A 26,247-nucleotide genomic window follows, 5' to 3' on the forward strand; every position below is an offset into this window, starting at 1 on the left:
GATCGCGAGTTACCGTGCGGGTCATGTATGGGGAGGATGTGCTGTCCGGCAACTGGCGCCGCCGCAGGGTGACACCCGAGGTGGACGCCGAACCGGATCTGGTGGTGGAGGACGCCGACTCGGGTTTCTGCGGTGCGGTGGTCGGCTTCGAACTGGGCGCCGTGGTGCTGGAGGACCGGCACGGCCGGCGCCGCAACTTCCCGCTCGCCCCGGCCGGGTTCCTGCTCGACGGGAAGCCTGTCACGCTGCGCCGCCCGGTGGCGTCACCGGTCGCCCGGCAGCGCCGGGTCACCGCGTCCGGCTCGGTCGCGGTCGACGGGGTGAAGGCGCAGGTCGCCAAGGCGAGCCGGATCTGGGTGGAGGGCATCCACGACGCCGCGCTGGTCGAGCGGATCTGGGGCGACGACCTGCGCATCGAAGGCGTCGTGGTGGAGCCGCTGGACGGCATCGACGAGCTGGCGCACGCGGTGTCCGCGTTCGGGCCCGGGCCGCGGCGCAAACTGGGTGTGCTCGTCGACCACCTGGTGCCGGGTTCCAAGGAGAGCCGGATCGTGGCCGCGGTGACCCATCCTGACGTGCTGGTGACGGGTCACCCCTACATCGACATCTGGCAGGCGGTGAAGCCGGAACGGGTCGGTCTGCGGGCCTGGCCGGTGATCCCTCCCGGTCGTCCGTGGAAGGAGGGCGTCTGCGAGGCGGTCGGCGTGCGGGAGCCGGCCGACATGTGGCGCCGGATCCTGGCGTCGGTGCGGACCTACAAGGACGTCGAGACACCTCTGATCAACTCGATGGAGCGGCTGATCGATTTCGTCACTGTTCTCGACCACTGAGACGCTCGGCGGTGAGGGCGCGGCCGATGCGGGCGGCGGCCTCGGCGAGGCGGTCCGGCGGGTGCGCGGCGTAACCGAGCACCAGACCGGGCGGTCCGGGTCGCTGCCGGTGCCAGGAGAGCGGATGCACGAGTACGCCGCCGGCGGCCACCCGGTCCGCGAGAAGGGTGTCGGGCGTCCGCCCGTACCCGTCGAAAGTGATCAGCAGGTGCAGCCCCGCCGCGACCCCTTCCACCCGCACGCCCGGGATGTGGGCGCGCAGCGCGCCGAGCAGCGCGTCCCGCCGGCGCCGCTGTCGGGCGCGGACCGCGCGCAGGTGCCGTTCGTGGTCGCCGGTGGCGATCAGTTCGGCGAGGACGAGCTGGGGCAGCACCGGATTGCCCAGGTCACCGGCATGCTTGGCGGCGAGCAGCCGGGCACGCATCCGGCGCGGCGCGACAAGCCAGCCCAGACGCATGCCGGGTGCCAGCGATTTGGAGACACTGCCGAGGTACGCCACCCGGTCCGGCGCTGACCCCTGCATCGCCGCGACCGGCGCCCGGTCGTAGCGGTGCTCGGCGTCGTAGTCGTCCTCAATGATCAATCCTGGCCATTCGAGCAGGGCCCGGCGACGCTCGGGGCTCAGCACCACCCCGGTCGGAAATTGGTGCGCAGGCGTCAGCACGGCCGCCCGGAGACCGGTTCTGATCAGTTCGCCCACGTGCATGCCGGCCCCGTCGACCGGCACACCCACCGGCCGCAACCCCCAGTAGGCCAGCTGGTCGGCGACCCCGCGTGACCCCGGGTCCTCGACGGCGACGGCGTCCGTGCCGTCCCGGCACAGCACCTGCGCGAGCAGGGCGAGGCCTTGCGCCATACCCGCGGTGACGATCACGTCGTCCGCGTCGGCACGCAACCCACGAGTACGGGCCAGCCATCCCACCAGCTCGGCACGCAACCGCGGGACACCGCCCGGGTCGGCGTAACCCAGATCGTTTCCGGTCACGCGGTGAAGTACCGCGCGCTCCGCCCGCAACCAGGCGGCGCGCGGGAACGCCGACAGGTCGGGCACGCCGGGCGACAGGTCGATGTCGATACCGTCCGGCGTGGAGAGAGGCAGCCGCAGCTCCGCCAGCGCCCGCCGCCGATCGCCCGCGCCGCTGCCCGCCGCGGCTGCTCCGCCGCCCGCTATCACCGTGCCGGAACGGGTCCGTGCCGCGGTGAGGCCTTCGTCGGCGAGCCGCTGGTAGGCCTGGACCACCACGCCGCGCGAGACGCCCAGCTCGGCCGCGAGCAGGCGGGTGGCCGGCAGCCGGTCGCCCGGCACGAGCCGCCCGGTGGCCACCGCCTCGCGCAGGCCGTCCGCGAGCCAGGCGGTTAGCCCACCAGCCGGCGCCGTCTCCGCCCGCAGCTGAAGGAAGTCCGATCCCGCCACCGGCTTTGGTCCTCTTCGTCCGCGCCCGATTGGTCCTCCAACCGGACCATATCGCGGCGCAGGATCGAGGTGTGACAGCCTTACCCGTAGCGTTCGGAGCAGCCGGCATGGTCTTCGTCGGCGGCAGCGTCGCCGTCTCCGGCCACCTGACCGATGCCCCGCTCCTCACCGTCCAGGCCCTGCGTTACGCGGCGGCCTGCCTGCTGCTCGTCGCCTGGGCCAGATGGTTCGCCTCGGCCAGCGTCCCGCCCCCGCGAAACCCGGCCCGGGGTGCCGCGCTGCACCGGGCCCGGGGTGCCGCGCTGCACCGGGCCCGGGGTGCCGCGCTGCACCGGGCCCGGGGTGCCGCGCTGCACCGGCCGCGCGGAACCGAGTGGCTGTGGCTGCTCGGTGTCACCGGGACCGGCCTGCTGCTCTTCAACGTCGCGCTGGTCCGCGGGGCCGAGCACGCCGAACCGGCCGTCCTCGGCGTTGCCGTGGCCTGCGTACCCATCCTGCTCGCGATGGGCGGCCCGTTGCTGGAGGGCCGTAAGCCGGCCGCCCGCGTGCTCGCGGCGGCCGCCGTGGTGACCGCCGGCGCCGCCCTGGTGCAGGGTCTGGGCCGGACCGACGCGACCGGACTGGTCTGGGCGTTCGTCACGTTCGCGTGCGAGGCGGCGTTCACGCTCCTGGCCGTACCGCTGCTCGGCCGCCATGGCCCGCTCGGCGTCTCCGTGCACACCACCTGGCTCGCCGCGGTCCTTTTCGGTCTGGCCGGGCTTCTCCTCGAAGGCCCGGCCGCCGCCGGCCGCCTGCGGGCCGACGACCTGCTGGCCGGTGCCTACCTGGCAGTGGCGGTGACCGCGGTGGCGTTCCTGCTCTGGTACACCTGCGTCGCCCGCATCGGCGCCGGCCGCGCCGGCCTGCTGACCGGCGTGGCCCCGGTCTCTGCCGCCCTCGTCGGGATGCTGCTCGGCGGCCCGCCCCCGCAACCCCTGGTCTGGCTGGGCATCGCCACCGTGGCCGCCGGTCTGGCCCTCGGCCTCACCGAACGCCGGACCGGGGCGGCCCGATCCCCGGCCGCGATGATCGGCTGACGACCGGGCCGCGGTGATCGGCTGACGACCGGGCCGCGGTGACGGGACCGCGTCAGGCGAGGTGGGCGGGTGAGCGCTTGTGGACGAACGTGGCGATGTCCAGGGCGTCCACGCCGCCCTCGGCGGAGCGGACGACCGCGAGGATCTCGCCCTCGTTGGTGCCCTCGGTGCCGCGCCACCGGTCCGGCGCCTCGCGGACGAACCGGGTCCGATGGTTCGGGCCGGTCATCACCAGCGCCTCGCCGTCGGGAGCGACCTCGTACTCCCGGCCCATCCACCACCAGCGGCCGCACAGCTCGGCCTGTTCGCCGACCGGAGCGGTGGGTGGACGCCACGGTGCGACGGTCTCCGGGGAGGCGTCGAGGACCGTGGTGAGGGTCCGCAACGCGACCTCGCTGATGTGGCCGCCGCTCAGCCCGTACGCGTTGGCAAAGATGATCACACCCAGCCGGGAGCGGCGGTGCACGACCAGGTGTGCGACGTAGCCGGGCATGGAACCGCCGTGCCCGACGTAGACGCGTTCGCCGACCCGGAAGAGCTGCGGGCCGAGGCCGTGGCCGCCGGTCCAGGACTCCAGGTCGGCGATGACCACCGGGGTGCACATCTCGTCGACGGTCTCGCGGGCGAGGACGGCGGGCGCCGGGTCGGCGAGGAAGCCGGCCCATTTCGCCATGTCGGTGACCGTGGACCAGAGCTGCCCGGCGGGTGCCATCGCGCCGCTGTCCAGGCGGGGCTCCTCGTGCAGGGTCTTGTCGAGCTCGTGGACGACATAGCCCCGGGCGTACGGCTCGACGGGCGCGTAACTGGTGCGCTTCATGCCGAGCGGGTCGAGGACGCGTTTACCGGCGAGTTCGGCCCAGCCCTGCCCGGTGACCCGTTCCAGGACGGCGCCGAGCAGGCCGTAGGCGAGGTTGGAGTAGCGGTACCGGCGGAACGGCGGGCCGGCCAGCTTCTCGTAGGTCAGCCCTGCGAGCAGCTGCTCCACGGTCCCGCCGGCGTTGCGTTCCCACCACGGGCCGTCCGGCTCGCGTTGCAGGCCGGAGACGTGGCCGAGGAGCTGGCGCAGGGTGACGCCGCCGATCGGGGTGCCGGGCAGATGCCGGTACAGCAGGTCGTCGAGGGCGAAGGCACCCTCGTCGCGCAGCTGCATCACCAGCGTCGCGGTGATCGTCTTGGTGATGGAGCCGAGGCGGTACTGCGTTTTCGGGTCGGGCCGGGGCTGCTCCCCGGCGCCGGCGAAGTGCAGCACGGCGCGGTCCCGGACGACGGCGAGGGCGAGTGACGGCACCTGACCGGTGGCCTGTGCCCGGGCGGCGATCTCGTCGACGCGGCGGGCGGTCTCCGGAAGCAGCGACACGGTGGAAAACCTCTCGGGTGGGGGACTGACGGGTTTAACTGTTGGATGACGGATCGGCTACGCCAAATCGTCATGTGCCGTATGTGCGCGAACGTGCCACGATCGATGATGTGGAAGCCGTTCTCTGGATCGTCCTCGCGATCGCGCTGGTGATCGGCGAGGCCTTCACCGCGACGATTCTCGTCATCTTCTTCGCGGCCGGCGCTGCGGCAGCTGCCGCAGCGGCGGCGTTCGGCGCCCCGGTGCTGCTCCAGATCATCGTCTTCGCGGTGGTCTCGGGTCTTTCGGTGGCGGCCGTCCGCCCGATCGTCATGCGGCATGCCCGCCCGGCGGTCGAGACGGGCGACACGCCGTTCGGCATCGAGGCGATGGAGGGCGCCCGTGGCGTCGTCCTGGATGAGGTCGACGAGAGTCGTGGCATGGTCAAGATCGACGGCGAGCTGTGGCAGGCCCGCTCGTTCGACGGCAAGGAGTCGTTCCAGCCCGGCGACCGGGTGCGCGTCGTCCGTGTCCGCGGCGCCACGGTGCTGGTGTGGCACGACGACGTTCCCGACGTCTAGAAACACACGACGAACTATCTGAGAGGCGTCATGGAAGCGATCCTTCTGGTCCTCGTCATAGCCATCGCGGTCCTCGCGGTGACCACCCTCGTCAAGTCGGTGCGGATCGTCCCGCAGCAGCGGATGGACGTGGTGGAGCGGCTCGGCAAGTACAAGCGCACGCTGTCACCGGGCCTCAACCTGCTGGTGCCGTTCGTCGACGCGGTGCGCACCAAGGTGGACATGCGCGAGCAGGTCGTCTCGTTCCCGCCGCAACCCGTGATCACCTCGGACAACCTGGTGGTCTCGATCGACACGGTGCTCTACTTCAAGGTCGTCGACCCGGTGCGGGCGACGTACGAGATCTCGAACTTCCTGCAGGCCATCGAGCAGCTGACCGTCACGACGCTGCGCAACGTCATCGGCTCGCTCGACCTGGAGCGGGCCCTGACCAGCCGCGACCAGATCAACAAGCACCTCTCCAGCGTGCTCGACGAGACCACCGGCCGCTGGGGCATCAAGGTCACCCGCGTGGAGATCAAGGCGATCGAGCCGCCGCCGAGCATCCGTGACTCGATGGAGAAGCAGATGCGCGCCGAGCGGGAGCGTCGCGCCACGATCCTGAACGCCGAAGGTCACAAGCAGGCGGCCATCCTCACCGCCGAGGGTGAGAAGCAGTCCCAGGTGCTGCGCGCCGACGGTGACCGGCAGGCCCGCATCCTGCAGGCCGAGGGCCAGGCGAAGGCGATCCGGACGGTCTTCGACGCCATCCACACGGCCAACCCGTCGCAGAAGGTGCTGGCCTACCAGTACCTCCAGGCCCTCCCGCAGATCGCGAACGGCACGGCGAACAAGGTGTGGATCGTGCCGACCGAGCTGACCAAGGCACTGGAGGGTCTGGGCGGTGCGCTGGGCGGCCTGGCGAACATGGTCGGTGACGAGCCGTCGCCCCGGGTCGACTCGGGCGCGGTCGAGCGCGAGGCGGTCGCGGCCGCGGAGGCGGCAGCGGCGGAGGCGCAGAAGGTGAACGATGAGGTACGCGCGGCGGAAGCCGAGAGCACCGGCACGGCACAGCTGACGGGTTCGGCCATGCCGTCGGCGGCCGCCCTGGGCAGCGCCGACTACTCCGAGGCCGAGGGCGACCAGCCCGAGCCGGTCGATGCCCGGCAGGTGCAGGTGGAGAAGCGCTAGGCACGGAGGCGCGGCGCCTGGCGATATCAGCCCGGTCCCCTCGGGGACCGGGCTTTTTCGGCCCGACTTTTCCCGGATTCAGGTGATGCGCCCCACACTCCCGCGCTTTTTGGCATGCTTCGCCTCAGGATCCGACCGGTTCCCCCCGGCCGCTCGGCTTGTTGCCCCGACAAGGCCCCTGTGAGAAGGCGGAGCCATGAGCATCAGCCAACGTCAGACCGCGAGTGGTCGCCCGCTGCGGGTGGCACCGGCATGGGTCGGCGCGCCGACGCCGACTTCCGGCCTGGTGGCGCAGGACCACCCTGTTCCGGTACGGGACGCGGTGTGGATCTGGTCGGTGCGCAGGTACGCCCGTCTCGCGCTGTGGGGCCTCCCGATCGCCGCCGTGCTCTACGGCTGGCTGACGCTGGGTGTCCCGAGCGCACCGGGCCCGCTCGTGGTGCGGCTGCTCGCCGCCTGGCTGGCCACCGTGGCCCTGATCGCCCTGGCCGGCCTCCTCGCCGGTTCCCGGACCCGCCGCAGCGCCCTGGCCGGCCTGCTGATCACACTCGCCGGCTCGTCCGCGCTGGTCCCGCTCGCCGTACTGCCCCAGAACGCCGTGGTGGAGAGCGCACCCCTGATGGCCGGGCACGTGCCGCTGCTGCTCGCGGCCGCCGGCACGATCACCGGCCTGGGCCTGCTGCTGCTGGGCTGGGCGGTGTTCCGGTCGAAACTCGTCAACCCGGCCGACGGGGTGCTGCTGATGCTGGCGGCGGTGGCGATCGCCTCGGAGTCGTACGCGGCGAAACCGCTGCCCACGGTGGGTGCCCTCCTGCTGCTGGCCGCCGGGATGGGGCTGGCCTGGACCGGCGGCCGTCTCGTGCCGCGCTCGTGAACCGCGGCGGGCTGTTGCGGGCGGCGGGGATCCGCAGGGGCGCATAGGGTTGGCGCATGACCCGTGTCATCGCTGACATCTCGATCTCGCTGGACGGTTACGTGACCGGTCCGGCGCCCGGCCCCGACGCCGGCCTGGGGCGTGGCGGCGAGGCACTGCACACGTGGGCCCTGCGGCCGGACCCGGTCGACGCCGACGTGCTCGACGAGGCGGTCGCCGCCACCGGGGTCGTGATCATGGGGCGCCGGCTGTTCGACGTGGTCGACGGGCCGCACGGGTGGAACGAGGAGCGCGGCTACGGCGCCGGCCGCAACGCTGAACCACCGGTCCTCGTTGTCACGCGGACGCCGCCGGAGCACGTGCGGCTCGCCGACCGGTTCACCTTCGTGATCGACGGGCTGGCCGGCGCGGTGGCGAAGGGCGCGGCGATGGCCGGCGACCGGGACGTGGTGATCATGGGCGGCGGCGAGACGGTGCGCCGGGCGATCGAGGAAGGGCTGGTGCACGAGCTGCGCCTGCACGTGTCGCCGGTGCTGCTGGGCGGTGGCACGCCGCTGTTCACGGGGCTGTCGGCCCGGTCGATGCGGCAGATCCACGTCCGGGGGTCGGGGCAGGCCACGCACGTGACCTACCGATTCGACTGACGCGACCCCGCGGGCGCCGCCCCCGGTCGCCGTCCAGCCGATACCGCCCGCGCGTGGACTCCGCGCGCCGGTTCTGGCCCCGGTCACCCCCGTCGCGCCCGTATCGGTCGAGATGTTGATCTGCTAGCGCTACGAAATCGCTGTGATCATGGGGTTGAAACCGCGATTTCGCATCGCTAGCAGATCAACTTCGCCGCTCGGGCGCAGCGCAGCGGAGGCGGAGGCAAGCAACGCCCCGCGCCGTGCCGACGTTGCCGGCGGGACCGGAGGGCGCACTGCCAGCGGGACCGGAGAGGCGCCCCGGCCGGCGGGACTGGCGGGGCGCCTGGCTACCAGTACCGGAGAGCGCCTCGCCGGCGGGACCGGTGGGGCGCCTCGCTCAGGGGGAGCGGAGGGCCGCCTCGCGGTCGGGGTAGAGCGGGAACACGCCGTCCAGCCGCATCGTGTGCAGCACGGTCTGCACGAAGCGGGAGGGCGCGACGAGCGCCAGCCGCCCGCCGTGCTGTTTGGCTTCCTGGTGGGCACGGACCAGCAGGCCCAGCCCGGCCGAGTCGATCAGGTGGACGGCGTGCAGGTCGACGAGTACGTCGCGGCCCTTGCCGGCGGCCGACATCAGCACCGGCCGGATCTCCTCGGCGATGTCGCGGTCCAGGTCGGCCAGGGGCGTCAGCACCGTGGCGTCGCGGTTCTCCGTCAGGTCGAAACAGGTGGAGATGGTCATCGGTCGTTCCTCGCGGTGACGGCGACAGCGGCCAGCCCGGCGGCGGCGAAGAGCACTTGGAGGACGACCTCGACGAGGGTCAGGCTGGTCCGCTCGGCGTTGGAGAGGCGGGTGACGATGCTGGCGAGCACGGCGGCGCCGACGCCCGCCGCGAACGGCAGCCAGACGGGCAGGCCGCGGCGGCGCAGCGGGGCGCACGCGGCGAGCCCGGCGACGAGACCGACGGCGACCGCGGCTGCCAGGCTGACGGCCGACATGCGTACCTCCGGTTCAGCAACAAACGTCAACGGAGCCCAGCGTGGCCCGGTGGCGTGGCGATCCCTCCCCGCGGGCGTGACAGTTGCGTGACAAAGTCCTCGTCTCGCCCCTCCACCGGGTGTCCGGGCGGTCGGGGCGGCATCATGCGGATATGACCGCCGTGCTGCTGATCGAGGACGACGACCGGATCCGGCTGTCGCTGTCCATGGCCTTGGAGGACGAGGGCTACACCGCGTACACCGCGGCCACCGCCGAGGAGGGGCTCGCCGAGCAGCGCCGCCGGCCCGCCGACACGGTGCTCGTCGACCTGATGCTGCCGGGGATGGACGGCTTCGAGTGCATCCGGCAGCTGCGCCGCGACACCGAGGTGCCGATCATCGTGATCAGCGCCCGGGACGACACCCACGACATCGTGGCCGCACTGGAGGCCGGTGCCGACGACTACGTGATCAAGCCGGTCGCGGTGAAGGAGCTGGCGGCACGGCTGCGGGCGCTGCGGCGCCGGTCCAGGGTGGCCGCCGCGGCGGCGACCGCCCCGGCGGCCACCGTGCTGACGTTCGGTGATCTGCAGGTCAGTCCGGACGCGGGGGAGGTACGACTGAACGGCGCGCCCGTCGCCGTCACCCGCACCGAGTTCCGGCTGCTCTGCGAGCTGGCCGCGCATCCGGGCCTGGTGCTCTCCCGCCAGCAGTTGCTGCAGCGGGTCTGGGGTTACGAGTTCGGCGACGAGCGGGTGGTCGACGTGCACGTCGGGCGGCTCCGGCACAAGATCGAGACGGACAACTCGAAGCCCCGCCACCTGGTCACGGTGCGCGGCCTGGGATACAAGCTGCAGCCGTGAGGCCGATCGGCCTGCGTGCCCGGGTGAGCGCGGCGTTCGCCGTCGGCGCGCTGCTGCTGTCGGCCTGCGTGAGCCTGGTGTCGTACGAGCTGATCCGCAACACCCTGTTCGCCGAGCGCGAGCGGACCGCGGTCCGGGCCGCCTACGTCGACGCCACGGTGGTCAACGCCGGGGTGGCCGGCCCGGCGCCGGAGGTGGCGGAGGCGCTGCGGGTGCTGGACACCGGCGCCGACCGGTACGTGCTGCTGCACCTGAACGGCGAGTGGTATTCGCGTACCGCCGAACCGGCCGCCGGTTCGGCGGTCCCGGCCGGGCTGCAGGAGATGCTGGGCCGTGGTGAGGCCGGCGCCCAGCGCATCCGGCGGGACTCGGGCCCGGCGCTGGTGGTCGGGATCCCGCTGTCCGGGTCGGCCGCCTTCTACGAGATCGTGTCGTTGCGCGAGCTGGACCGTACTCTCCAGTTGCTCGCGGTGGTCCTCGCCGCCGTCGCCATCATGGTGGCCGCCGGCGGCGCCGCCGTCGGGTGGTACGTCACCCGGTACGCCCTGCGCCCGCTCACCGTGGTCGCCGAGGCCGCCCGCGGCGTGGCAGCCGGTGACCTGGCCACCCGCCTCGACCCGGCCACCGAACCGGACCTGGCCGGGCTGTCGCACGCCTTCAACGACATGGCCGACCAGCTGGCCCGCCGCCTGGAACGGGACCGCCGGTTCGCCGCCGACGTGAGCCACGAGTTGCGGTCGCCGCTGCAGACCCTGGAGGCCGCGGTCAGCGTGGTCCACCGCCGCAAGGACAGTCTGGACGAGCGGTCCGCGGCCGCGGTCGGGCTGATCGCCGCCGAGGTGTCCCGTTTCCAGAACCTCGTCGACGACCTGCTCGAACTGGCCCGCAGCGACCAGCCGGTCCACCGGGAGCCGACCGGCGTGGCGGAACTGGCCCGCGGGGTGTGCACCGCCCGGGGCCTGCCGGGCTCGCTCGTCGAGGTGGTGCCGGGCACGCCGGGCACCTGGCGGGTGGACCGACGCCGCTTCGAGCAGACGCTCGCCAATCTGATCGACAACGCGATCCGGTACGGCGGCGGCCCGATCGCGGTGCGCCTCGGTGCGGCCGGTGGCGGGCGGTGCTTCCTGGAGGTGGACGACGAGGGGCCGGGCGTGCCCGAGGAGCACCGGCCGGCGATCTTCAGCCGGTTCGTGCGGGGTCCGGCGGCGAACGCCCGCGGCGCCAAGGACGGCACCGGCCTCGGGTTGTCGATCGTGGCCGGGCACGCCGCGGCGCACGACGGACGGGCCACGGTGGGCGACCGGCCCGGTGGCGGGGCGCGATTCAGGGTGGAGCTGGCCGGATGCGTGCCATGAGAAGACTGACGGCCGCGGCGGTGGCCCTGGTGCTGCTGGCGGGCTGCGGCATCCCGGCGCAGGACGAGCCGCACCCGGTGGACCTGCCGCGCGGCCCGCTGAACACCGTGCCGGCCGGCCCGGCGCCGGGTGGCGAGGTCGCCGAGGTGCTCTGCCTGGTCCGGGACGGCCGGTTGGTGCAGGCGGTCCGCCGGGTCGGTGCTGTGCCCACCCCGCAGCGGCAGCTCGACGACCTGACCGCCGGCCCGAACGCGGCCGAACGCGGGCTGGGCCTGGCGACCGCGCTGGCCGGGACCACCCTGTCGGTGCGCAGCGACGGTGCGGGGGTGACGGTGGAGGTGGCCGAGGCGGCGTCCCGCACCGACGAGGTGCTCGCCTACGCCCAGATCGTCTGCACCCTGACCGCCCGCGCCGACGTGGCGTCGGTGTCGTTCACCCGGGGCGGTGACCCGCTGCGGGTTCCCCGGGCCGACGGCTCCCTCACCGACCGGCCGCTGCGGGGCTGGGACTACAGCGAGCTGATCGTGCCGGCCTGACGCGGACCGGGCCGGAAAGCGTCACGAAGCTGTCGTGGTTCCGGGGTGGGAGTGCCACATCGCGCGGGCAGGCTGGGCGGCCTGCGAGTCGGAAAGGTGTGGCGTGCTACTTCTTCTTGTCCTGCACGCCGTGGCCGCCCTCGCCGCACCGCTGCTGGTGCGGATCGGCGGCAATCGCGTGCTCTACGGCCTGGCCCTGGTGCCGGCGGCCGCCTCCGGGTGGGCGCTGGCGAACACCGGGCAGCTCCGGACCGAGACCTATCCCTGGGTCCCGCACCTGGATGTCAGCCTGGCGCTGCGGCTGGGTCCGCCGGCCTGGCTGTTGCTGCTTGTCGTCGGTGGGGTCGGCGCGGTCGTGCTGGCCTACAGCGCCAGGTACTTCGCCGAGGGCGACCCGGACCTGGGCCGGTTCGCCGGGACGTTCCTCGGTTTCGCCGGTGTGATGACCGGGCTGGTGCTCTCCGACGACCTGATCGTGCTCTACGTCTTCTGGGAGCTCACCACCGTCTTCTCGTACCTGCTGATCGGGCACAGCCCGGAGCGCGCCGCGGCCCGTCGTGCCGCGATGCAGGCGCTCGTGGTCACCACCGCCGGTGGTCTCGCCATGCTCGTCGGGTTCGTGATGCTGGGCGAGCACGCCGGCACCTACCGCTGGTCCGAGATCGCGGCCGGTCCGCTGCCGGACGGCGGGTACCTCGCGACCGCCGCCGTGCTGATCCTGGCCGGCGCGCTCTCCAAGTCGGCGATCTTCCCGTTCAGCTTCTGGCTGCCGGCCGCGATGGCCGCGCCCACGCCCGCCTCGGCCTACCTGCACGCGGCCTCGATGGTGAAGGCCGGCGTGTTCCTCATCGGCCTGCTCGGCCCGGCCTTCGACGGCGTCGTGGCGTGGCGGTCGGTGACCCTGGCCGCGGGTGTCGCGACGATGCTGCTCGGCGGCTGGGCGGCGATGCGGCAGAACGACCTGAAGCTGGTCCTCGCCTACGGGACGGTCAGCCAGCTGGGCCTGCTCACCGTGGCGTTCGGTGCGGGCAGCCGGGCGGCCGCGCTGGCCGGTGCCGCGCTGCTGCTCGCCCACGCGCTGTTCAAGGCGGCGCTGTTCCTGGTGGTCGGCGTGATCGACAGGACAACCGGCACCCGGGACCTGCGGGAGCTCAGCGGTCTGGGCCGGCGGATGCCCGCGGTGGCGGTCACGGCCGGCCTTGCGGTGGCGTCGATGGCCGGTGTGCCGCCACTTGCCGGTTTCGTGGGCAAGGAGGCCGCCTTCGCGGCTTTCGAGCAGGGCGGCGACCTGGACCGGGCGGTTCTGCTCGCCCTGGTTGCCGGGTCCGGCCTGACGGTGGCGTACGGGCTGCGCCTGCTCTGGGGTGCTTTCGCCACCAAGCCCGGGGTGCCGGCCGCCGTGCCGGAACGGGCCGGTCCCGGGCTCGTCGCGCCGGCCGCGCTGCTCGCCGTCGCCGGACTGGTCGCCGGCCTGCTCGCGACGCCGCTGGACACGGTGCTGGCGCCGTGGGCGGACACCTTCGGCGGTCCCGCCTACCACCTCGCCCACTGGCACGGCCCGGGCCTGCCGGTGCTGCTCTCCGTGGTGGTCCTGGCGATCGGCCTGTCGGTCTGGTTCGGCCCGGCCCGGCGCGGTGCGTGGCCGGAGCAGCGCCTGCCGGCCGCGGAGACCGCGTACCGCCGGGTGATGTCCGCCGTCGACCGGGCCGCCGTCGAGGTGACCGGCGCGACCCAGCGCGGTTCCCTGCCGTTCTCGCTGGGCACGATCCTCGTGGTCCTGGTCGTCATCGGGGCCGTCACGCTGGGCCTCGGCGCGCCCTGGCCGGCCGGCATCCGCCTCTGGGACAGCCCGCTGCAACTGGTGGCCGGCTCCGTCGTGGCGGTGTCCGCGCTGCTCGCGGCCCGGGCCCGGCGCCGGATGACGGCGATGATCCTGGTCGGGGTCAGCGGTTACGGCATCGCGGTGATCTTCGTGCTGCACGGTGCGCCCGATCTGGCGCTCACCCAGTTCCTGGTGGAGACCGCCACCATCGTGATGTTCCTGCTCGTGCTGCGCCGGCTGCCGGCCTTCTTCTCGGCCCGGCCGCTTGTCGCCAGCCGGGTGATGCGCAACGTGCTGGCCGTGGGGACCGGGCTGGCCGCCGCCGGCATGGCGTACGCCGCGGTCAGCGGCCGGCAGGCCGTCCCGATCTCCGTGGACTTCCCCGGCCTGGCCGTCTCCTACGGCGGCGGCACCAACATCGTCAACGTGGCGCTTGTCGACATCCGGGCCTGGGACACGATGGGCGAGATCTCGGTGCTGGTGGTGGCCGCGACCGGGGTGGCGAGCCTGATCTTCCGGCGGGACGGCGCGCTGCGCGGCCGGCTCGCCGAGCAGGGGGTGCCGGCGGCCGGGCCGGGCGCGGGCTGGCTGCGTGCCGGTGACATTCCGGAGGCCCGCCGCCAGTCGATCATCCTGCAGGTGGTGGCCCGGCTGCTGTTCCACACCATCGTGCTGTTCTCGATCTACCTGCTCTTCTCCGGCCACAACGAGCCGGGCGGCGGGTTCGCCGGCGGCCTGGTGGCCGGTCTGGCGCTCACCACCCGGTACCTGGCCGGCGGCAAGCCCGAACTGAACGCCGCCGCGCCGGTGGACGCCGGCCTGGTGCTCGGCGCCGGCCTGCTCACCGCGGTCGGTACCGGCCTGGCCGCGATGGTCGCCGGCGGCCAGGTGCTCCAGAGCGCCCTGGTCGACGTGCACCTGCCGGTTCTCGGCCACCTCCACTTCGCCACCTCGGTCGCCTTCGACATCGGCGTCTACCTGATCGTCGTCGGCCTGGTCCTGGAGATCCTGCGGAGCCTCGGCGCCGAACTGGACCGCCAGCACGAGGCGGCCGCGTCGGACGCCGTACCGCAGGAATCGCCGGAGCTGCCGCCGCACGCACCCGCCGATGCCCCGCCCGGCGCGGCCACCGCTTCCCCCGAGGCCACGCCCGGGCTGGCGAAGGAGCCGGTATGACGCCGAACCTGGTCTACGTCGTGGTGATCGGCGTGCTCTTCGCCGCCGGGGTGTCGATGCTGCTCGAACGCAGCCTGACCCGGGTGCTGATGGGCATGATCCTGCTCGGCAACGGGGTCAACCTGCTGATCCTGCTCGGCAGCCGGGCCGGCGCGCCGCCGATCGTGGGCGGCGCCCCGCAGGCGGAGATGGCCGATCCGCTGCCCCAGATCATGATCCTCACGGCCATCGTGATCACGCTCGGGATGACCGCGTTCCTGCTGGCCCTGGCCTATCGCAGCTGGGCCATGTCCGGGCACGACGAGGTGCAGGACGACATGGAGGACCGGCGCATCATGCTGCTCGCCGAGCGGGACGAGGGCTCCGGCACCGACGACACGGAGGAACAGTCGTGACCTGGCTGGTACCGCTGCCGGTGACGATCCCGCTGCTCGGGGCGGCACTCACGCTGATGCTGGCGGGGCGGCCGCGGGCGCAGCGCACGATCAGTCTCACCGCCCTGACCGCGACCCTGCTCGTCTCGGCGGCCCTGCTCGCGCTCACCACCACCGGCGGACCGCTGGTGGTGGCGGTCGGCGGCTGGGCGGCGCCGCTCGGCATCGTGCTCGTCGCCGACGAACTGGCCGCCCTGATGCTGGTGGTCTCCGCCGCGGTCACGGTCTGCGTGCTGATCTACTCGATCGGGCAGGGCATGGCCGACGGCCACGAGGAGACGCCGCTCTCGGTCTACCACCCGACCTACCTGGTGCTGACCGCCGGCGTGACGAACGCGTTCCTCGCCGGCGACCTGTTCAACCTGTTCGTCGGGTTCGAGATCCTGCTGGTCGCCAGCTACGTGCTGCTCACCCTGGGCGGCACGGAGAACCGGATCCGGGCCGGCGCCACCTACGTCGTGGTCAGCCTGCTCTCCTCGGTGATCTTCCTGACCGCGATCGGGTTGATCTACGCCGCCACCGGGACGCTCAACATGGCGCAGCTCGCCGGCCGGCTGGACACGCTCCCGGACCACCTGAAACTGGTGCTCCAGGGCATGCTGCTGCTGGCCTTCGGCATCAAGGCGGCGGTCTTCCCGCTCTCCTCGTGGCTGCCGGACAGCTATCCGACCGCGCCGGCACCGGTCACCGCGGTCTTCGCCGGCCTGCTCACCAAGGTCGGCGTCTACGCGATCATCCGGACCGAGACGCTGCTCTTCCCCGGCGGCCGGGCCACCGTGGTGCTGCTCGTCGCCGCGCTGCTGACCATGCTGGTCGGCATCCTCGGCGCCGTCGCCCAGTCCGACATCAAACGGCTGTTGTCGTTCACCCTGGTCAGCCACATCGGGTACCTGCTGTTCGGTGTCGGCCTGACCAGCCGGCTCGGCATGTCCAGCGCGATCTTCTACGTGGTCCACCACATCACCGTGCAGACCACGCTCTTCCTCGCCGCCGGCCTGATCGAGAAACGGGGCGGCAGCACCGCCCTGGACCGGCTCGGCGGCCTGGCCCGGCTCAACCCGGTGCTGGCGATCGCGTTCCTGATACCGGCACTGAACCTGGCCGGCATCCCGCCGTTCTCCGGTTTCATCGGCAAGCTCGGCCTGATCGAGGCCGGTGTCGCCGACGGCGGGCCCCTCGCCTGGCTGCTGGTCGTCGGCAGCGTCCTGACCAGCCTGCTCACCCTCTACGCGATCGCCCGGGTGTGGAACCTCGCGTTCTGGCGAGCGCCCCACCCGTCGATGCCCGCCCCCGACGCCGGAAGGTGCCCGCCGATGATGGTCGTACCGACCCTGGCCCTGGTCACGCTCGGGGTGGCCCTGACCGTGGTGGCCGGTCCGCTGTTCGAGGTCGGTGACCAGGCCGCCGGCGATCTGCGGGACCGGGCCGGTTACGCGCAGGCCGTCCTCGGCGAGGAGACGCCGTGATCACCGGGCGCCGGCGGGACAGGTGTGTGGCAGCGGCCGCCCTGACCCTGATCTGGACCATGCTCTGGGGCTCGGTCACCCCGCTCACCGTGGTCGGGGGCCTGATCGTCTCGGCCGTCGTGCTGACCGTCTTCCCGCTGCCGGCGGTCACCTACGCCGGCCGGATCCACCCGATCGGCGTGCTCCGCTTCGCCGCCCGGTTCGCCGTCGACATGGTGGTGGCGAGCGCGCAGGTGGCGGTCCTGGCGTTCCGGTTCGGCACCGTACCCCGCAGCGCTGTCATAGCGGTCCGGATGCGCGCGCCCAGCGACCTCGGGCTGACCCTGACCGCGGAGGCGCTCTCGCTGGTGCCGGGCAGCCTCATCGTCGAGGTGGACCGGGAGCGCGGGGTGCTCTACGTGCACGTCCTCGGCGTGTCGTCGCTGGCCGAGGTGGAACGGTTCCGCGGCGAGGTACTCGCCCTGGAACGCCGCATCGTCCACGCCTTCGGCTCCGCCGCCGAACGCCGCATCGTCGAGGAGGCGACACCATGACGGTGACGACCGTCGTCGCGGTGATCATCACCGTGCTGCTCACCGCCGGCGCCGCGCTGGCCCTGGTTCGCGTGGTCCGCGGGCCGACCCTGCTGGACCGGATCATCGCCACCGACGTGCTGCTCGCCATCGTGATGGCGGCGATCGGCGCGGAGGCGGCGTTCTCCCGCGACGCGACAGCCCTGCCGATCCTCGTCGTGCTCTCGATCCTGGGCTTCATCGGGTCGGTGAGCGTGGCCCGCTTCGCCACCCGGAGGCCGCCGCGATGATCGACGCGATCGCCTGGTTCTGCCTGATCACCGGCGCGCTCCTCGGCCTCTCCGCCGGGGTGGCGCTGGTCCGCTTCCCGGACCTGCTGTCCCGCATGCACGCCGCCACGAAACCGCAGGTGCTCGGGTTGCTGCTGGTGCTGACCGGCTGTGCGCTGCGGATGCGCGACCATGTCGGCGTGATGGCGCTTGTCGCGGTCTTCCAGATGGCGACGGCCCCGGTGGCGGCACACATGGTGGGGCGGGCCGGGTACCGCTCCGGCCGGGTCCGCGAGGACCTGCTGGTGACCGACGAACTGGCCGACGCGCCGGCCGCGCCGGGTTCCCGCTAGCAAGCCGCGCCGGGTTCCCGCTTGCACGCTCAGCGGCACAACTCCCAGAAGGCGATGGCCGCCGCGGTGGCCACGTTGAGGGAGTCGACGCCGTTGCGCATCGGGATGGCGACGCGGACGTCGCTGGCCGCCAGCGCCTGCCGGGTCAGGCCGGGTCCCTCGGCGCCGAGCAGCAGGGCGGGGCGTTCGCGGTGGGCCGGGGTGAGCTCCTGCAGGGCCACCGCGTCGTCGGCCGGGGTCATCGCCAGCAGGGTGAACCCGGCCTCGCGGACGGCGGCGAGCGTCGCCGGCCAGTCCTCCGCCTTGGCGTACGGGATGGCGAACACCTCGCCCATGCTGACCCGCACCGCCCGGCGGTAGAGCGGGTCGGCGCAGTTGGGGGAGAGGACGACGGCGTCGATGCCGAGGGCGGCGGCGCTGCGGAACAGCGCACCCAGGTTGGTGTGCGTGTTGAGGCCCTCCAGCACGGCGATGCGCTTGGCGGCGGACAGCAGCTCGTCCAGCGGGGTGAGCGGGCGGCGGTGGAACGACGCCAGGATGCCGCGGTGCACGTGGAACCCGGTGATCGACTCGAGCAGCGCCGGTGGCGCGGTGTAGAGCGGGGCGTCCGCCGGGAGGGCGGTCAGTTGGCCGGCCCGCTTCTCGTCGACCAGGGCGGACCGCAGGCGGTACCCGGCGCGCAGCGCACGCTCGATGACGAGTTCACCTTCGGCGATGAACAGCCCGTTCGGGGGTTCCCACTTCGTCCGTAGCTCGACGTCGGTCAGCGCGCGGTAGTCGGCGATACGGGGGTCGTCGGGGCTGGTGATGCTGAGAGCTGGCACCAGGGCATTGTGCCGAGTCGCGCCGGAGCCGCCGGCATCCACCCGCGGCGGCCCGATGAGGCCGGATTTTTCCGGCAGATCAGGCATATGGTGAGAGAGGATGGACCTGACGACGGATCGCTCTGGGGGTGTCAGTGTCGGCTGGATCGGGACCGGGCTCCGACCCGCATCTGCTCGCCCTGCTGCGAGCGATCCGGCTGCGCCAGAACGCGCCCGACGCGGCCGCCGCGGGCGCGGCCGACACCGCCGCCGCGCTCTCCGAGATCGCCGCCAACGCCCGGGCGTCGCAGGAGCGGGCCTCCGGCAAGGATCCCTCGACCCGGGACGCCCCGGGAGGGACGCCGGGCTCCGGCTCCGGATCAGGCGGCAGATCGCGTACCGGCCAGGCGCCCGACCCCGGCTACGGAGGCGAAGTGTCCCCGGGAAGCAGCTTCCCCGACGAGCCCGCCGCCCACCCGAGCCGGATCCCGCCACCGCCGCCACCCCGGCCGGCGCGTCCCGCCGAGAAACCGGCCGAACGCCCCACCTCCGAACTGCTCTGGCGCGGTGACCCCGGCGCCACCCTCGGCCGGTCCGGCCTGGGTACCCCGCCCGGTCGCCGGCAGGCCGCCGCCTCGCGCGGGGTCTGGGGTGCCGCCGCCGGCCGGATCAACCCGATCACCGGCATCACCCCGGGCGGGCCGACCACGCCCGTCGGCCCGATCCCCGGCCTGGAAGGGATCCGCCCGATCGGCCCGTCCGGCACCGAGTTCATGCCGGACCCGTCCCAGTCCGGCTACACGCCGCGCGCGCCGCACGACCCGCCGCCGATCCGCAACGCGCCCGGGTCCGACGGCATGGACCCGGCCGACGACGCCGCCCTGCGCGACACGCAGCGCCTGCTCAGCACCAGCCTGACCTTCGCCGGCGGCACCGCGGAGGTGGCCGAGCGGCTCTGGGACGCGCTGATGCAGGCCCAGCCGGACCTGCTGACGGCCCTGCCCGGCACGCCCGAGACCCAGCGCCGCCAGCTGGCCCGGGCGCTGACCTGGCTGGTGCACAACCTGGACGCGCCGCCCACCGTGGTCGCCGGCTGCGGACGGCTCGGCGCGGCGCTCGCCGAGTGCGGCGTGCAGTGGAACCAGCTGCAGCTCGTCGGTGCCGCCCTGGCCGAGGCGATGCGGGCCGGGATGGCGCCGGGGGCGTGGCGGCAGGACTTCGACCAGACGTGGCGCTGGACGTGGCAGCACACCTACGAGTGGATCGTGCACGGCGGGACGCTCGCGGCGTATGAGCCGACCCTCTGGACCGCCGAGGTGGTCTACCACGAACTGCGCCGGCCGGAGCTCGCGGTGATCCGGGTGCGGCCGTTCCTGCCGATGCCGTACCGGCCCGGCCAGTACACCCGGGTCGAGGTCGACGGGCTGCCCGGGGTCTGGCGGCCGTACTCGCCGGCCGGCACGCCGCACCGCGACGAGGTCGTGGAACTGCACGTCCGCGCCCGGTCCGCAGCCGGCGTCAGCCACGCCCTCGTGCACCGGGTGCGCGTCGGCGACCGGATCCGGCTGAGCCGGCCCGAGGGCGACATGGTCCTGCCGTCCGAGCCGGGCCGGGGCCTCCTGATGATCGCCGGGGACACCGGCATCGCCCCGATGAAGGCACTGCTCGCCCAGCTCGCCGCCACCGGCGATCCGCGGCCGGCGACGCTGTTCTGGGGCGTCCGGGACCTGACCGAGCTCTACGACCTCGACGACGTGCTCGCGATCGCCCACGAGGCGCCCCGGGCCACCGTCGTACCCGTCGTGTCCGAGGGCAGCCCCGGGCCGTACGCGGCAGGCGTCGTCACCGACGCGGTGGCCGCGCACGGCGAGTGGGCCCGGCACGAGATCTACGTGGCCGGGCCGCCACTGATGGTCGCCTCCGCCGTTTCCGCCCTCGGGTACCTGGGGATCGACATCAGCCGGCTCCACCACGACCCGCCGGAGTGACAGCTCAGCGGACGGCGTAACGGGGATCTACGGCTCAGCGGACGGCGTAACCGGGGATCTCCGGCTCAGCGGACGGCGTAACCGGGGATCGACGGCCAGCGCACGGTCAGCACCACCGACTCCTCGGCGGCGACCCACGAATGGTCGACGCCCTGCCCCCACACCACGTAGTCGCCCTGCTTGTCCAGGACCACGGTGCGCTCCGGGAACTCCATGTGGAAGCACCCGCTGATCAGCACGAGCAGGGCGGTACGGTGCTCGCCGCGCACCCACGCGGCACGGCGGTCACCCTTCGGGTGCCGGCCCCACTTGATCTCCACATCCGTGCTGTGCCGCAGGTCGCCCTCCGGCTTGAAGTGGCCGAGCAGCCAGCCGTGGTCGGCGAGCGCGTCCGGGTCGGCGTTCCCGACATAGATCCCGTCTGTCACGCCCGCCGACGCTACCGGTCGGTCACCCGGCCTGCCCACCGGCCCGGTTCGCGGTCACCCGGCCCGCCCATCGGCCCGGTTCGGTCACCCGGTCCGCCCGTTGCCCCGCGCGGCCCGCAGGACCGCCTGGATCAGCGCGGCGTTCTCGGCGGCGGCGCCTCCCGGGTACGTGCACCGCTGTCGCGTGTACGCATAGGTGAGACCGTGCCCCGGATCGGCCAGCGCGAGCGTGCCCGACACCCCGCTGTGACCGAAAGCGGTCGCTGTAAGGCCGGGGTGCCGCAGGTGCTGGACCTCGAAGCCGAGCCCGAAGTGGGAGCGCTCGCCGGTGACCCGGTCGAAGCCGGGCGAGGAGATCTCGGCGAACTCCGCGAGCGTCTGGCGACTGACCAGCGGCGGGGCGCCGGCAGCGCCCCAGAGGGCCGCCGCGAACATCCCGGCCAGCCCCCGGGCACTGGCGACGCCGCCACCGGACGCCTGACCGAGGGCCCGCACGTGCGGCGTGTTGATCCACTCGACGGCGTCGGTGGGCGGGTCGGCGTTCTGGTTGAAGGCGACCTCGGTGAGACTGCCGGGCGGGATCCGGGTCCGGCGGCCGTCGCGCACGACCGGCCGGTACCGCTCCTCGCTGGCCCCGCCGAGGAAGACGTCCACGCCGTAGGGTGCCCGGATCAGATCAGCGTGGAGCTGCTGGAGGGTGCGGCCGGTGGCCCGCCACACCACGGCACCGAGCAGCGCGCCGATCACGAAGGCGTGGTAGCCGTACATCGCGCCGGGCCGCCAGAACGGCTGCTGCCGGGCGAGCCGTTCGGCCAGGACCCGGTCGTCGGCGAGCTCGGCGGCCGTGAAACCGCCGTCCACGCCGATCACGCCGGTGCGGTGGGCGAGCAGGTCCCGCAGGGTCAGCCCGTCCTTGCCGGCCCCGCCGAACTCGGGCCAGTACTCCACGATCCGCCGGGACAGCTCCAGGACGCCGTCGTCGACCAGGCGCGCGACCGCCAGGTAGGCCGCGGCCTTGGTCGCCGAGAAGATCCCGGTCAGCGCGTCCCCGCCGCCGGACGCGGCCGACCACAGGTCGACGACGAGCCGCCCGTCGTGGTGGACCACCAGCTGGGCGCCCGGGTCCTCGGGGAGCGCCGCGAAGACCTCGGCGACCTCGGCCCACGCCCCACCGGCGGTGCCGTGCGCGATCACACGGCCTCGTCGAGGATCTTCCGGTACGCCGCCGGGATGTGGTTCGTCCCGCCCGGCGTGAACACGGCGCTGTGCGAGGCGTCGTCCCACGCCGAGGCCGGCACGGCGGCGCGCAGGGCCACCAGCACCGGGGCGTCGTCGGTGAGCATCGAGAGCGCCACCAGGCACTCCTCGGCCTCGCCGACGCACTCGAACGGCTTGTGCGCGTCGACGCCGAGCAGCTCCAGGAAACCCGGCACCTGCGCCGGGTCGGCGAACAGGTCGTGCCCGAAGATGTGCGTGAGCCGTTCCCGGGACATGTGCGGCGCCATCGCCAGGAAGACGAACCGGCACTTCGGGCAGTCACCGCACCAGCGGGCCGTCGGGTCGTGCAGCTTGAACGCCTTGTTACAGCTCGTGACGACGTCGTCGTACGCTGTGTGACCGGCGAACAGCTTGGCGATGTGCAGCTCGGAGAGCGTGCGCAGCAGCGAGAAATACGGGTCGGCCAGCCCGGTGTACGCCGTGACAGCGTCCCGCAGCAGCCCCTCGGCGATCGCGCCCTTGGACCACTGGTGATTGACTTCGTGACCGTTCCAGATCAGGTTGGGGTCGGAGGCGGACCGCTCGTTCGACATCACCACGGGGCCGAGCCCGTGCCAGACCGCGGTGGCGATCGCGATCAGCGAGTTGATCGCGGTGACCGGGATGTGCCCGTTCAGCGCGCCGGCCTTGTTGAGCTCGAACAGCCGCGGGTCGAGTTTGCGGCGGGCGGCCAGGGCGGGCAGGCCGGACGCGGCGTTCACGTTCTCGATCACCGGATTGGGGTTCACCGAGAACGGCACCGGGTCCAGGCCCGCGGCGCGCAGGATCTCCAGGGTGACGATCGAGTCCTTGCCGCCGCCGACGGCCGACAGCGGCCGGCCCGGCATGTCCCGGACCTCGGCCGGCTGCAGGTCGCCGGGCGTCTCCACGGTCAGTTCCAGCACGTGCGGCAGCTGGTTGCGGTACGCGTACTCCGCCAGCCCTTCGGTGTAGACCGCCGTGAAGAAATCCTGCACCACCTCCGGCACCGGCATCGGCGCCACCACCCGGCCCGGCGCGCCCACCTTGTAGTAGCTCACCCCGGCCACCACGTGCAGCAGGTCCAGCACCAGCAGGAACTCCTCCGGGACCGCCCGCGAGTCCGGCAGCGGGAACGTGATCGTCTCGGTGAAGCGCAGTGGCTCCGGACCCTCCAGGAGGTAGTCGAACGTCGCCACCCCGGTCGAGGGATCGAACGAGTACGAGGGGAAACGCATGACGTCGAACTGCACCCGGAAACTCCTGTCATCTGGCCGACGGGCAATATTAGTTCGACCCCGGCCGGGGTCACAGCGAACGGTGGGGGAGAGACGTGCGCCTGGAGGATCTGCGTGGCCGCTCGGTGGCGGTCTGGGGCACCGGCCGGGAGGGCCGGGCCGCGGTGACCGCGATCGCGAAACACGAGCCGGCCCGGCTGATCGCCGTCGACGACAGCGCGAACTACCTGGCCACGCCGTGGGAGGGTGAGCTGGCGACGCTCGCGCCCCTGGCCGGCGGGGAGCACGCGCAGGCGGCGCTCTACACGGCCGACGTGGTGGTGCGCTCGCCGGGTGTGCCGCTGACCCACCCGTACCTCGGGGAGCTGCGCAGCCGCGGCGTCACGGTGACCAGCGGCAGCGCCCTCTGGATGGCGGCGAACGCGGAACGCACCGTCGGCGTCACCGGCAGCAAGGGCAAGAGCACCACGTCCAGCCTGATCAGTCACCTGCTGGCGGCGGCGGGGCGGCCCAACGCGTACGGCGGCAACATCGGCGTCCCGCTCCTCGACCTGCCCGAGTCCGAGCTGTACGTGCTGGAACTCTCCAGCTACCAGTGCGCCGACCTGACCGATTCGCCCCGGGTCGCCGTGGTCACCTCGCTCTTCCCCGAGCACCTCGACTCGCACGGCAGCGAACAGGCCTACTACCGGGACAAACTCAACCTCCTGGCGTACGGTCCAGAGCTCATCGTCGTCAACGGCGAGGACAAACGGCTGCGCGACGAGATCCGCGGCAAGATCGACCGCAACGGCTTCCCGCCCGTACCCGCGGCCGCCGGCGACTCCCGCTTCCGCGTCGAGGACGGCACCGTCTTCTGCAGCGACGAGCCCCTGTTCCCGCGCGCGTCGCTGCCGCTCAAGGGCCGCCACAACGAGCGGAACCTGTGCGTTGCCCTGGCCGTCCTGGACGGCATGGGCCTGGACGTGCTCGCCTTGCGCGACGTCCTGGAGCAGGCGGTGCGCACCTTCGGCGGCCTGCCGCACCGCTTGGCCGAGATCGCCGACCCCTCCGGCCTGACCTTCGTCGACGACACCCTGTCGACGAGCCCATACTCGGCGATGCACGCCATCGAGGCGTACGAGGACCGCCCCCTGACCGTCCTCGTCGGAGGCACCGACCGGGGCCTAGACTACGCACCGTTACGTGAGTTCCTCTCCTCCCGCACACTGACCGTGATCGGCCTCCCCGACAGTGGCCCCCGCATCCTCTCCGACTTGTCGGACTTGTCAGGCATCCAAACAGCCTCCGCCGAAGACCTGGCCGACGCGGTACGCCTGGCCCGCACCCTGACCCCACCCGGCGGAGTGGTCCTCCTGTCCCCGGCAGCGCCGAGCTACGGCCGCTTCCGCAACTTCGAACACCGGTCCGAGGCCTTCCTGGAGGCCATCAAAGCCACCGCCGAGTAGCCCCCCACCGCCGAGTGGCCCCCCACCGCCGAGTGGCCCCTCCCGGGCAGCCACTCCCGGCGCCCCCACCCATCCGCCACTCCCACCCGATCCGCGGCGGCGGGCCCAGGTTGCGGGGGCCGGCTCGGCTTGCTGAGTGGGCCTAATTCACGGGGGCCGGCTCGGCTTGCGGGGTGGGCCCAATCCGCAGGGGCCGGCGCGGCTCGCGGGGCCGCTCGTTTTGTGGGGTTAGCCCGGTTCGCGAGCAACCTAATTTGCGAGGGTCGTTCGTTTACGGGGGTAGCCCGGTTCGCAGGGTTGGCCAGGTTCGCAGGTTGGGCTTGGCTTGCAGGGCTCGCCTGATCCCCTTCGTTTCCATCGGGTTGCCCTGCTCCGCCCGGTTCGGATCGGGCCTACTTGCCGTGCCCGGCTCTCACCCTGCCCGACTGCAGCGCACAGCGCATGATCACGACCCTGGGATCGACGCAGCAACCACGAGCGCGAATCGGTCCGGACCGTGCCGCCGGTAGACGGCCGGCGGCGACCGTAAGTGCAAGCCGGCTCTGCCCAACTCGTGCTGGTGGTCGCGAAGAACGTCTCGCGGTGGCACAAGCACAAGCACAAGCCGGTCCAGCCGGCTGTCACTCATGGTTGGCGGAGGGTGCTGTGGGACGACCGTGGGTGACAGCCGGGCGGCCTGGCTGTCACTCATGGCTGGCGGAGGGTGCTGTGGAACGACCGTGGGTGACAGCCGGGCTGGCTGTCACCCACGGCTGGCGGAGGGTGCTGTGGGACGACCGTGGGTGACAGCTGGCTGCCGGCTGTCACTCATGGCTGGCGGAGGGTGCTTCGGGGCGGCCGTGGGTGACAGTTGGCTGCCGGCTGTCGCTCGTGGTTGGTGCGGGGTGCTGCGGGACGGCCGTGGGTGACAGTTGGCTGCTGGCTGTCGCTCGTGGTTGGTGCAGGGTGCTTCGGGGCGGCCGTGGGTGACAGCTGGCTGCGGGCTGTCATCCACGGTTGGTGCGGGGTGCTGCGGGACGGCCGTGGGTGACAGCTGGCTGCGGGCTGTCGCTCATGGTTGGTGCAGGGTGCTTCGGGGCGACCGTGGGTGACAGCTGGCTGCGGGCTGTCATCCACGGTTGGTGCGGGGTGCTGCGGGACGGCCGTGGGTGACAGCTGGCTGCGGGCTGTCGCTCATGGTTGGTGCAGGGTGCCTCGGGACGGCCGTGGGTGACAGCTGGCTGCGGGCTGTCATCCACGGTTGGTGCGGGGTGCTGCGGGACGACCGTGGGTGACAGCTGGCTGCTGGCTGTCACTCATGGCTGGCGGAGGGTGCTGTGGGGCGACCGTGGGTGACAGCTGCGCTTGCTGGTCTCGACGCGAGACATATCGCACCGACCAATCGGCTCTCCAGGGTTGATCAGAAAGCGCAGCGGGCTGTCAGCGTCGCTGGTTGGGG

25 protein-coding genes are annotated in these 26,247 nt (G+C 72.8%); 17 read left to right on the forward strand and 8 right to left on the reverse strand.

Features of this window, described 5'->3' with window-relative positions; all coding sequences use genetic code 11:
* Window positions 1–23: 23 nt before the first annotated feature.
* Window positions 24–830, forward strand: coding sequence for a DUF3097 domain-containing protein (locus tag LPA41_RS26605; RefSeq protein WP_229073584.1), 807 nt, complete (start codon window positions 24–26; stop codon window positions 828–830).
* Here LPA41_RS26605 and LPA41_RS26610 read toward each other — a convergent pair.
* Window positions 811–2,244, reverse strand: a complete 1,434-nt coding sequence (locus tag LPA41_RS26610) for a PLP-dependent aminotransferase family protein (protein WP_229073586.1) — start codon at window positions 2,242–2,244, stop codon at window positions 811–813. The genes LPA41_RS26605 and LPA41_RS26610 overlap by 20 nt on opposite strands.
* A 71-nt stretch (window positions 2,245–2,315) precedes the next feature.
* Here LPA41_RS26610 and LPA41_RS26615 point away from each other — a divergent pair, with 71 nt between their 5' ends.
* Window positions 2,316–3,320, forward strand: a complete 1,005-nt coding sequence (locus LPA41_RS26615) for a DMT family transporter (protein WP_229073587.1) — start codon at window positions 2,316–2,318, stop codon at window positions 3,318–3,320.
* A gap of 52 nt (window positions 3,321–3,372) precedes the next feature.
* On the opposite strand, the gene LPA41_RS26620 is transcribed toward LPA41_RS26615, so the two are convergent.
* On the reverse strand, window positions 3,373–4,677 hold the full coding sequence (locus tag LPA41_RS26620; protein WP_229073588.1) for a serine hydrolase: 1,305 nt from the start codon (window positions 4,675–4,677) through the stop codon (window positions 3,373–3,375).
* Between the two features lie 110 nt (window positions 4,678–4,787).
* Here LPA41_RS26620 and LPA41_RS26625 point away from each other — a divergent pair, with 110 nt between their 5' ends.
* The 4 genes from LPA41_RS26625 (at window position 4,788) to LPA41_RS26640 (ending at window position 7,925) form a co-directional block, all read left to right on the forward strand.
* Window positions 4,788–5,237, forward strand: a complete 450-nt coding sequence (locus tag LPA41_RS26625) for an NfeD family protein (protein WP_229073590.1) — start codon at window positions 4,788–4,790, stop codon at window positions 5,235–5,237.
* A 30-nt stretch (window positions 5,238–5,267) separates the two neighbouring features.
* Window positions 5,268–6,407 (forward strand): SPFH domain-containing protein, encoded by a 1,140-nt coding sequence (locus tag LPA41_RS26630; protein ID WP_229073592.1) that lies wholly within the window; start codon window positions 5,268–5,270, stop codon window positions 6,405–6,407.
* 196 nt (window positions 6,408–6,603) lie between these two features.
* Entirely contained in the window at window positions 6,604–7,281 is a 678-nt protein-coding gene (locus tag LPA41_RS26635) for a hypothetical protein (RefSeq protein ID WP_229073594.1), read from the forward strand.
* 56 nt (window positions 7,282–7,337) lie between these two features.
* Entirely contained in the window at window positions 7,338–7,925 is a 588-nt protein-coding gene (locus LPA41_RS26640) for a dihydrofolate reductase family protein (RefSeq protein ID WP_229073596.1), read from the forward strand.
* A 379-nt stretch (window positions 7,926–8,304) separates the two neighbouring features.
* On the opposite strand, the gene LPA41_RS26645 is transcribed toward LPA41_RS26640, so the two are convergent.
* On the reverse strand, window positions 8,305–8,646 hold the full coding sequence (locus LPA41_RS26645; RefSeq protein ID WP_229073597.1) for an STAS domain-containing protein: 342 nt from the start codon (window positions 8,644–8,646) through the stop codon (window positions 8,305–8,307).
* Complete coding sequence (locus tag LPA41_RS26650) at window positions 8,643–8,903, reverse strand: GlsB/YeaQ/YmgE family stress response membrane protein (protein WP_229073600.1); 261 nt, start codon at window positions 8,901–8,903, stop codon at window positions 8,643–8,645. Before LPA41_RS26650 ends, LPA41_RS26645 begins: the two co-directional genes overlap by 4 nt.
* A gap of 152 nt (window positions 8,904–9,055) precedes the next feature.
* On the opposite strand from LPA41_RS26650, the gene LPA41_RS26655 reads away from it, so the two are divergent.
* From LPA41_RS26655 to mnhG, 9 genes are all read left to right on the forward strand, one after another.
* The gene (locus LPA41_RS26655; protein WP_229073602.1) at window positions 9,056–9,745 is read left to right on the forward strand and encodes a response regulator transcription factor; all 690 of its coding nucleotides are present in this window, start codon (window positions 9,056–9,058) and stop codon (window positions 9,743–9,745) included.
* The gene (locus LPA41_RS26660) at window positions 9,742–11,100 is read left to right on the forward strand and encodes a cell wall metabolism sensor histidine kinase WalK (RefSeq protein ID WP_229073604.1); all 1,359 of its coding nucleotides are present in this window, start codon (window positions 9,742–9,744) and stop codon (window positions 11,098–11,100) included. The genes LPA41_RS26655 and LPA41_RS26660 overlap by 4 nt, the downstream gene beginning before the upstream one ends.
* Entirely contained in the window at window positions 11,097–11,636 is a 540-nt protein-coding gene (locus tag LPA41_RS26665) for a GerMN domain-containing protein (protein ID WP_374238213.1), read from the forward strand. Before LPA41_RS26660 ends, LPA41_RS26665 begins: the two co-directional genes overlap by 4 nt.
* Window positions 11,637–11,739: 103 nt before the next feature.
* On the forward strand, window positions 11,740–14,634 hold the full coding sequence (locus LPA41_RS26670) for a Na+/H+ antiporter subunit A (RefSeq protein ID WP_229073608.1): 2,895 nt from the start codon (window positions 11,740–11,742) through the stop codon (window positions 14,632–14,634).
* Window positions 14,631–15,029: a Na(+)/H(+) antiporter subunit C gene (locus LPA41_RS26675; RefSeq protein ID WP_229073610.1), complete on the forward strand. Its 399-nt coding sequence runs from the start codon at window positions 14,631–14,633 to the stop codon at window positions 15,027–15,029. The genes LPA41_RS26670 and LPA41_RS26675 overlap by 4 nt, the downstream gene beginning before the upstream one ends.
* Window positions 15,026–16,534 (forward strand): Na+/H+ antiporter subunit D, encoded by a 1,509-nt coding sequence (locus LPA41_RS26680; RefSeq protein ID WP_229073612.1) that lies wholly within the window; start codon window positions 15,026–15,028, stop codon window positions 16,532–16,534. The genes LPA41_RS26675 and LPA41_RS26680 overlap by 4 nt, the downstream gene beginning before the upstream one ends.
* Complete coding sequence (locus tag LPA41_RS26685; protein ID WP_229073614.1) at window positions 16,531–17,067, forward strand: Na+/H+ antiporter subunit E; 537 nt, start codon at window positions 16,531–16,533, stop codon at window positions 17,065–17,067. Before LPA41_RS26680 ends, LPA41_RS26685 begins: the two co-directional genes overlap by 4 nt.
* Window positions 17,064–17,336 carry a monovalent cation/H+ antiporter complex subunit F gene (locus LPA41_RS26690; protein WP_229073616.1) on the forward strand — a complete coding sequence of 91 codons (273 nt, stop codon included), beginning with the start codon at window positions 17,064–17,066 and terminating at the stop codon, window positions 17,334–17,336. Before LPA41_RS26685 ends, LPA41_RS26690 begins: the two co-directional genes overlap by 4 nt.
* Window positions 17,333–17,668, forward strand: coding sequence for a monovalent cation/H(+) antiporter subunit G (gene mnhG, locus LPA41_RS26695; RefSeq protein ID WP_229073617.1), 336 nt, complete (start codon window positions 17,333–17,335; stop codon window positions 17,666–17,668). The genes LPA41_RS26690 and mnhG overlap by 4 nt, the downstream gene beginning before the upstream one ends.
* Window positions 17,669–17,697: 29 nt before the next feature.
* On the opposite strand, the gene LPA41_RS26700 is transcribed toward mnhG, so the two are convergent.
* Window positions 17,698–18,492, reverse strand: coding sequence for an RNA methyltransferase (locus tag LPA41_RS26700; RefSeq protein WP_229073619.1), 795 nt, complete (start codon window positions 18,490–18,492; stop codon window positions 17,698–17,700).
* A 134-nt stretch (window positions 18,493–18,626) separates the two neighbouring features.
* Between LPA41_RS26700 and LPA41_RS26705 the strand changes: the two genes are divergently transcribed.
* The gene (locus LPA41_RS26705) at window positions 18,627–20,459 is read left to right on the forward strand and encodes an FAD-binding oxidoreductase (protein ID WP_229073620.1); all 1,833 of its coding nucleotides are present in this window, start codon (window positions 18,627–18,629) and stop codon (window positions 20,457–20,459) included.
* A gap of 65 nt (window positions 20,460–20,524) precedes the next feature.
* On the opposite strand, the gene LPA41_RS26710 is transcribed toward LPA41_RS26705, so the two are convergent.
* From LPA41_RS26710 to LPA41_RS26720, 3 genes are all read right to left on the reverse strand, one after another.
* Complete coding sequence (locus LPA41_RS26710; RefSeq protein WP_229073621.1) at window positions 20,525–20,887, reverse strand: signal peptidase I; 363 nt, start codon at window positions 20,885–20,887, stop codon at window positions 20,525–20,527.
* A gap of 84 nt (window positions 20,888–20,971) precedes the next feature.
* The gene (locus LPA41_RS26715) at window positions 20,972–22,081 is read right to left on the reverse strand and encodes a serine hydrolase domain-containing protein (protein ID WP_229073622.1); all 1,110 of its coding nucleotides are present in this window, start codon (window positions 22,079–22,081) and stop codon (window positions 20,972–20,974) included.
* Complete coding sequence (locus LPA41_RS26720) at window positions 22,078–23,361, reverse strand: hypothetical protein (protein ID WP_229073734.1); 1,284 nt, start codon at window positions 23,359–23,361, stop codon at window positions 22,078–22,080. The genes LPA41_RS26715 and LPA41_RS26720 overlap by 4 nt, the downstream gene beginning before the upstream one ends.
* Before the next feature lie 95 nt (window positions 23,362–23,456).
* Between LPA41_RS26720 and murD the strand changes: the two genes are divergently transcribed.
* Window positions 23,457–24,809 (forward strand): UDP-N-acetylmuramoyl-L-alanine--D-glutamate ligase, encoded by a 1,353-nt coding sequence (gene murD / locus LPA41_RS26725; RefSeq protein WP_229073623.1) that lies wholly within the window; start codon window positions 23,457–23,459, stop codon window positions 24,807–24,809.
* Window positions 24,810–26,247: the final 1,438 nt, after the last annotated feature.

It is taken from the genome of Actinoplanes sp. DH11, assembly GCF_020873875.1.
Classification (GTDB): Bacteria; Actinomycetota; Actinomycetes; order Mycobacteriales; family Micromonosporaceae; genus Actinoplanes.

What these genes read in the sequence shown, in the direction of transcription:
- LPA41_RS26605 (WP_229073584.1), top strand. Translation starts at nt 24, where the DNA reads ATGTATGGGGAGGATGTGCTGTCCGGCAACTGGCGCCGCCGCAGGGTG.
- LPA41_RS26630 (WP_229073592.1), top strand. Translation starts at nt 5,268, where the DNA reads ATGGAAGCGATCCTTCTGGTCCTCGTCATAGCCATCGCGGTCCTCGCG.
- LPA41_RS26635 (WP_229073594.1), top strand. Translation starts at nt 6,604, where the DNA reads ATGAGCATCAGCCAACGTCAGACCGCGAGTGGTCGCCCGCTGCGGGTG.
- LPA41_RS26640 (WP_229073596.1), top strand. Translation starts at nt 7,338, where the DNA reads ATGACCCGTGTCATCGCTGACATCTCGATCTCGCTGGACGGTTACGTG.
- LPA41_RS26645 (WP_229073597.1), bottom strand. Translation starts at nt 8,646, where the DNA reads ATGACCATCTCCACCTGTTTCGACCTGACGGAGAACCGCGACGCCACG.
- LPA41_RS26650 (WP_229073600.1), bottom strand. Translation starts at nt 8,903, where the DNA reads ATGTCGGCCGTCAGCCTGGCAGCCGCGGTCGCCGTCGGTCTCGTCGCC.
- LPA41_RS26655 (WP_229073602.1), top strand. Translation starts at nt 9,056, where the DNA reads ATGACCGCCGTGCTGCTGATCGAGGACGACGACCGGATCCGGCTGTCG.
- LPA41_RS26665 (WP_374238213.1), top strand. Translation starts at nt 11,097, where the DNA reads ATGAGAAGACTGACGGCCGCGGCGGTGGCCCTGGTGCTGCTGGCGGGC.
- LPA41_RS26675 (WP_229073610.1), top strand. Translation starts at nt 14,631, where the DNA reads ATGACGCCGAACCTGGTCTACGTCGTGGTGATCGGCGTGCTCTTCGCC.
- LPA41_RS26690 (WP_229073616.1), top strand. Translation starts at nt 17,064, where the DNA reads ATGACGGTGACGACCGTCGTCGCGGTGATCATCACCGTGCTGCTCACC.
- mnhG (WP_229073617.1), top strand. Translation starts at nt 17,333, where the DNA reads ATGATCGACGCGATCGCCTGGTTCTGCCTGATCACCGGCGCGCTCCTC.
- LPA41_RS26720 (WP_229073734.1), bottom strand. Translation starts at nt 23,361, where the DNA reads ATGCGTTTCCCCTCGTACTCGTTCGATCCCTCGACCGGGGTGGCGACG.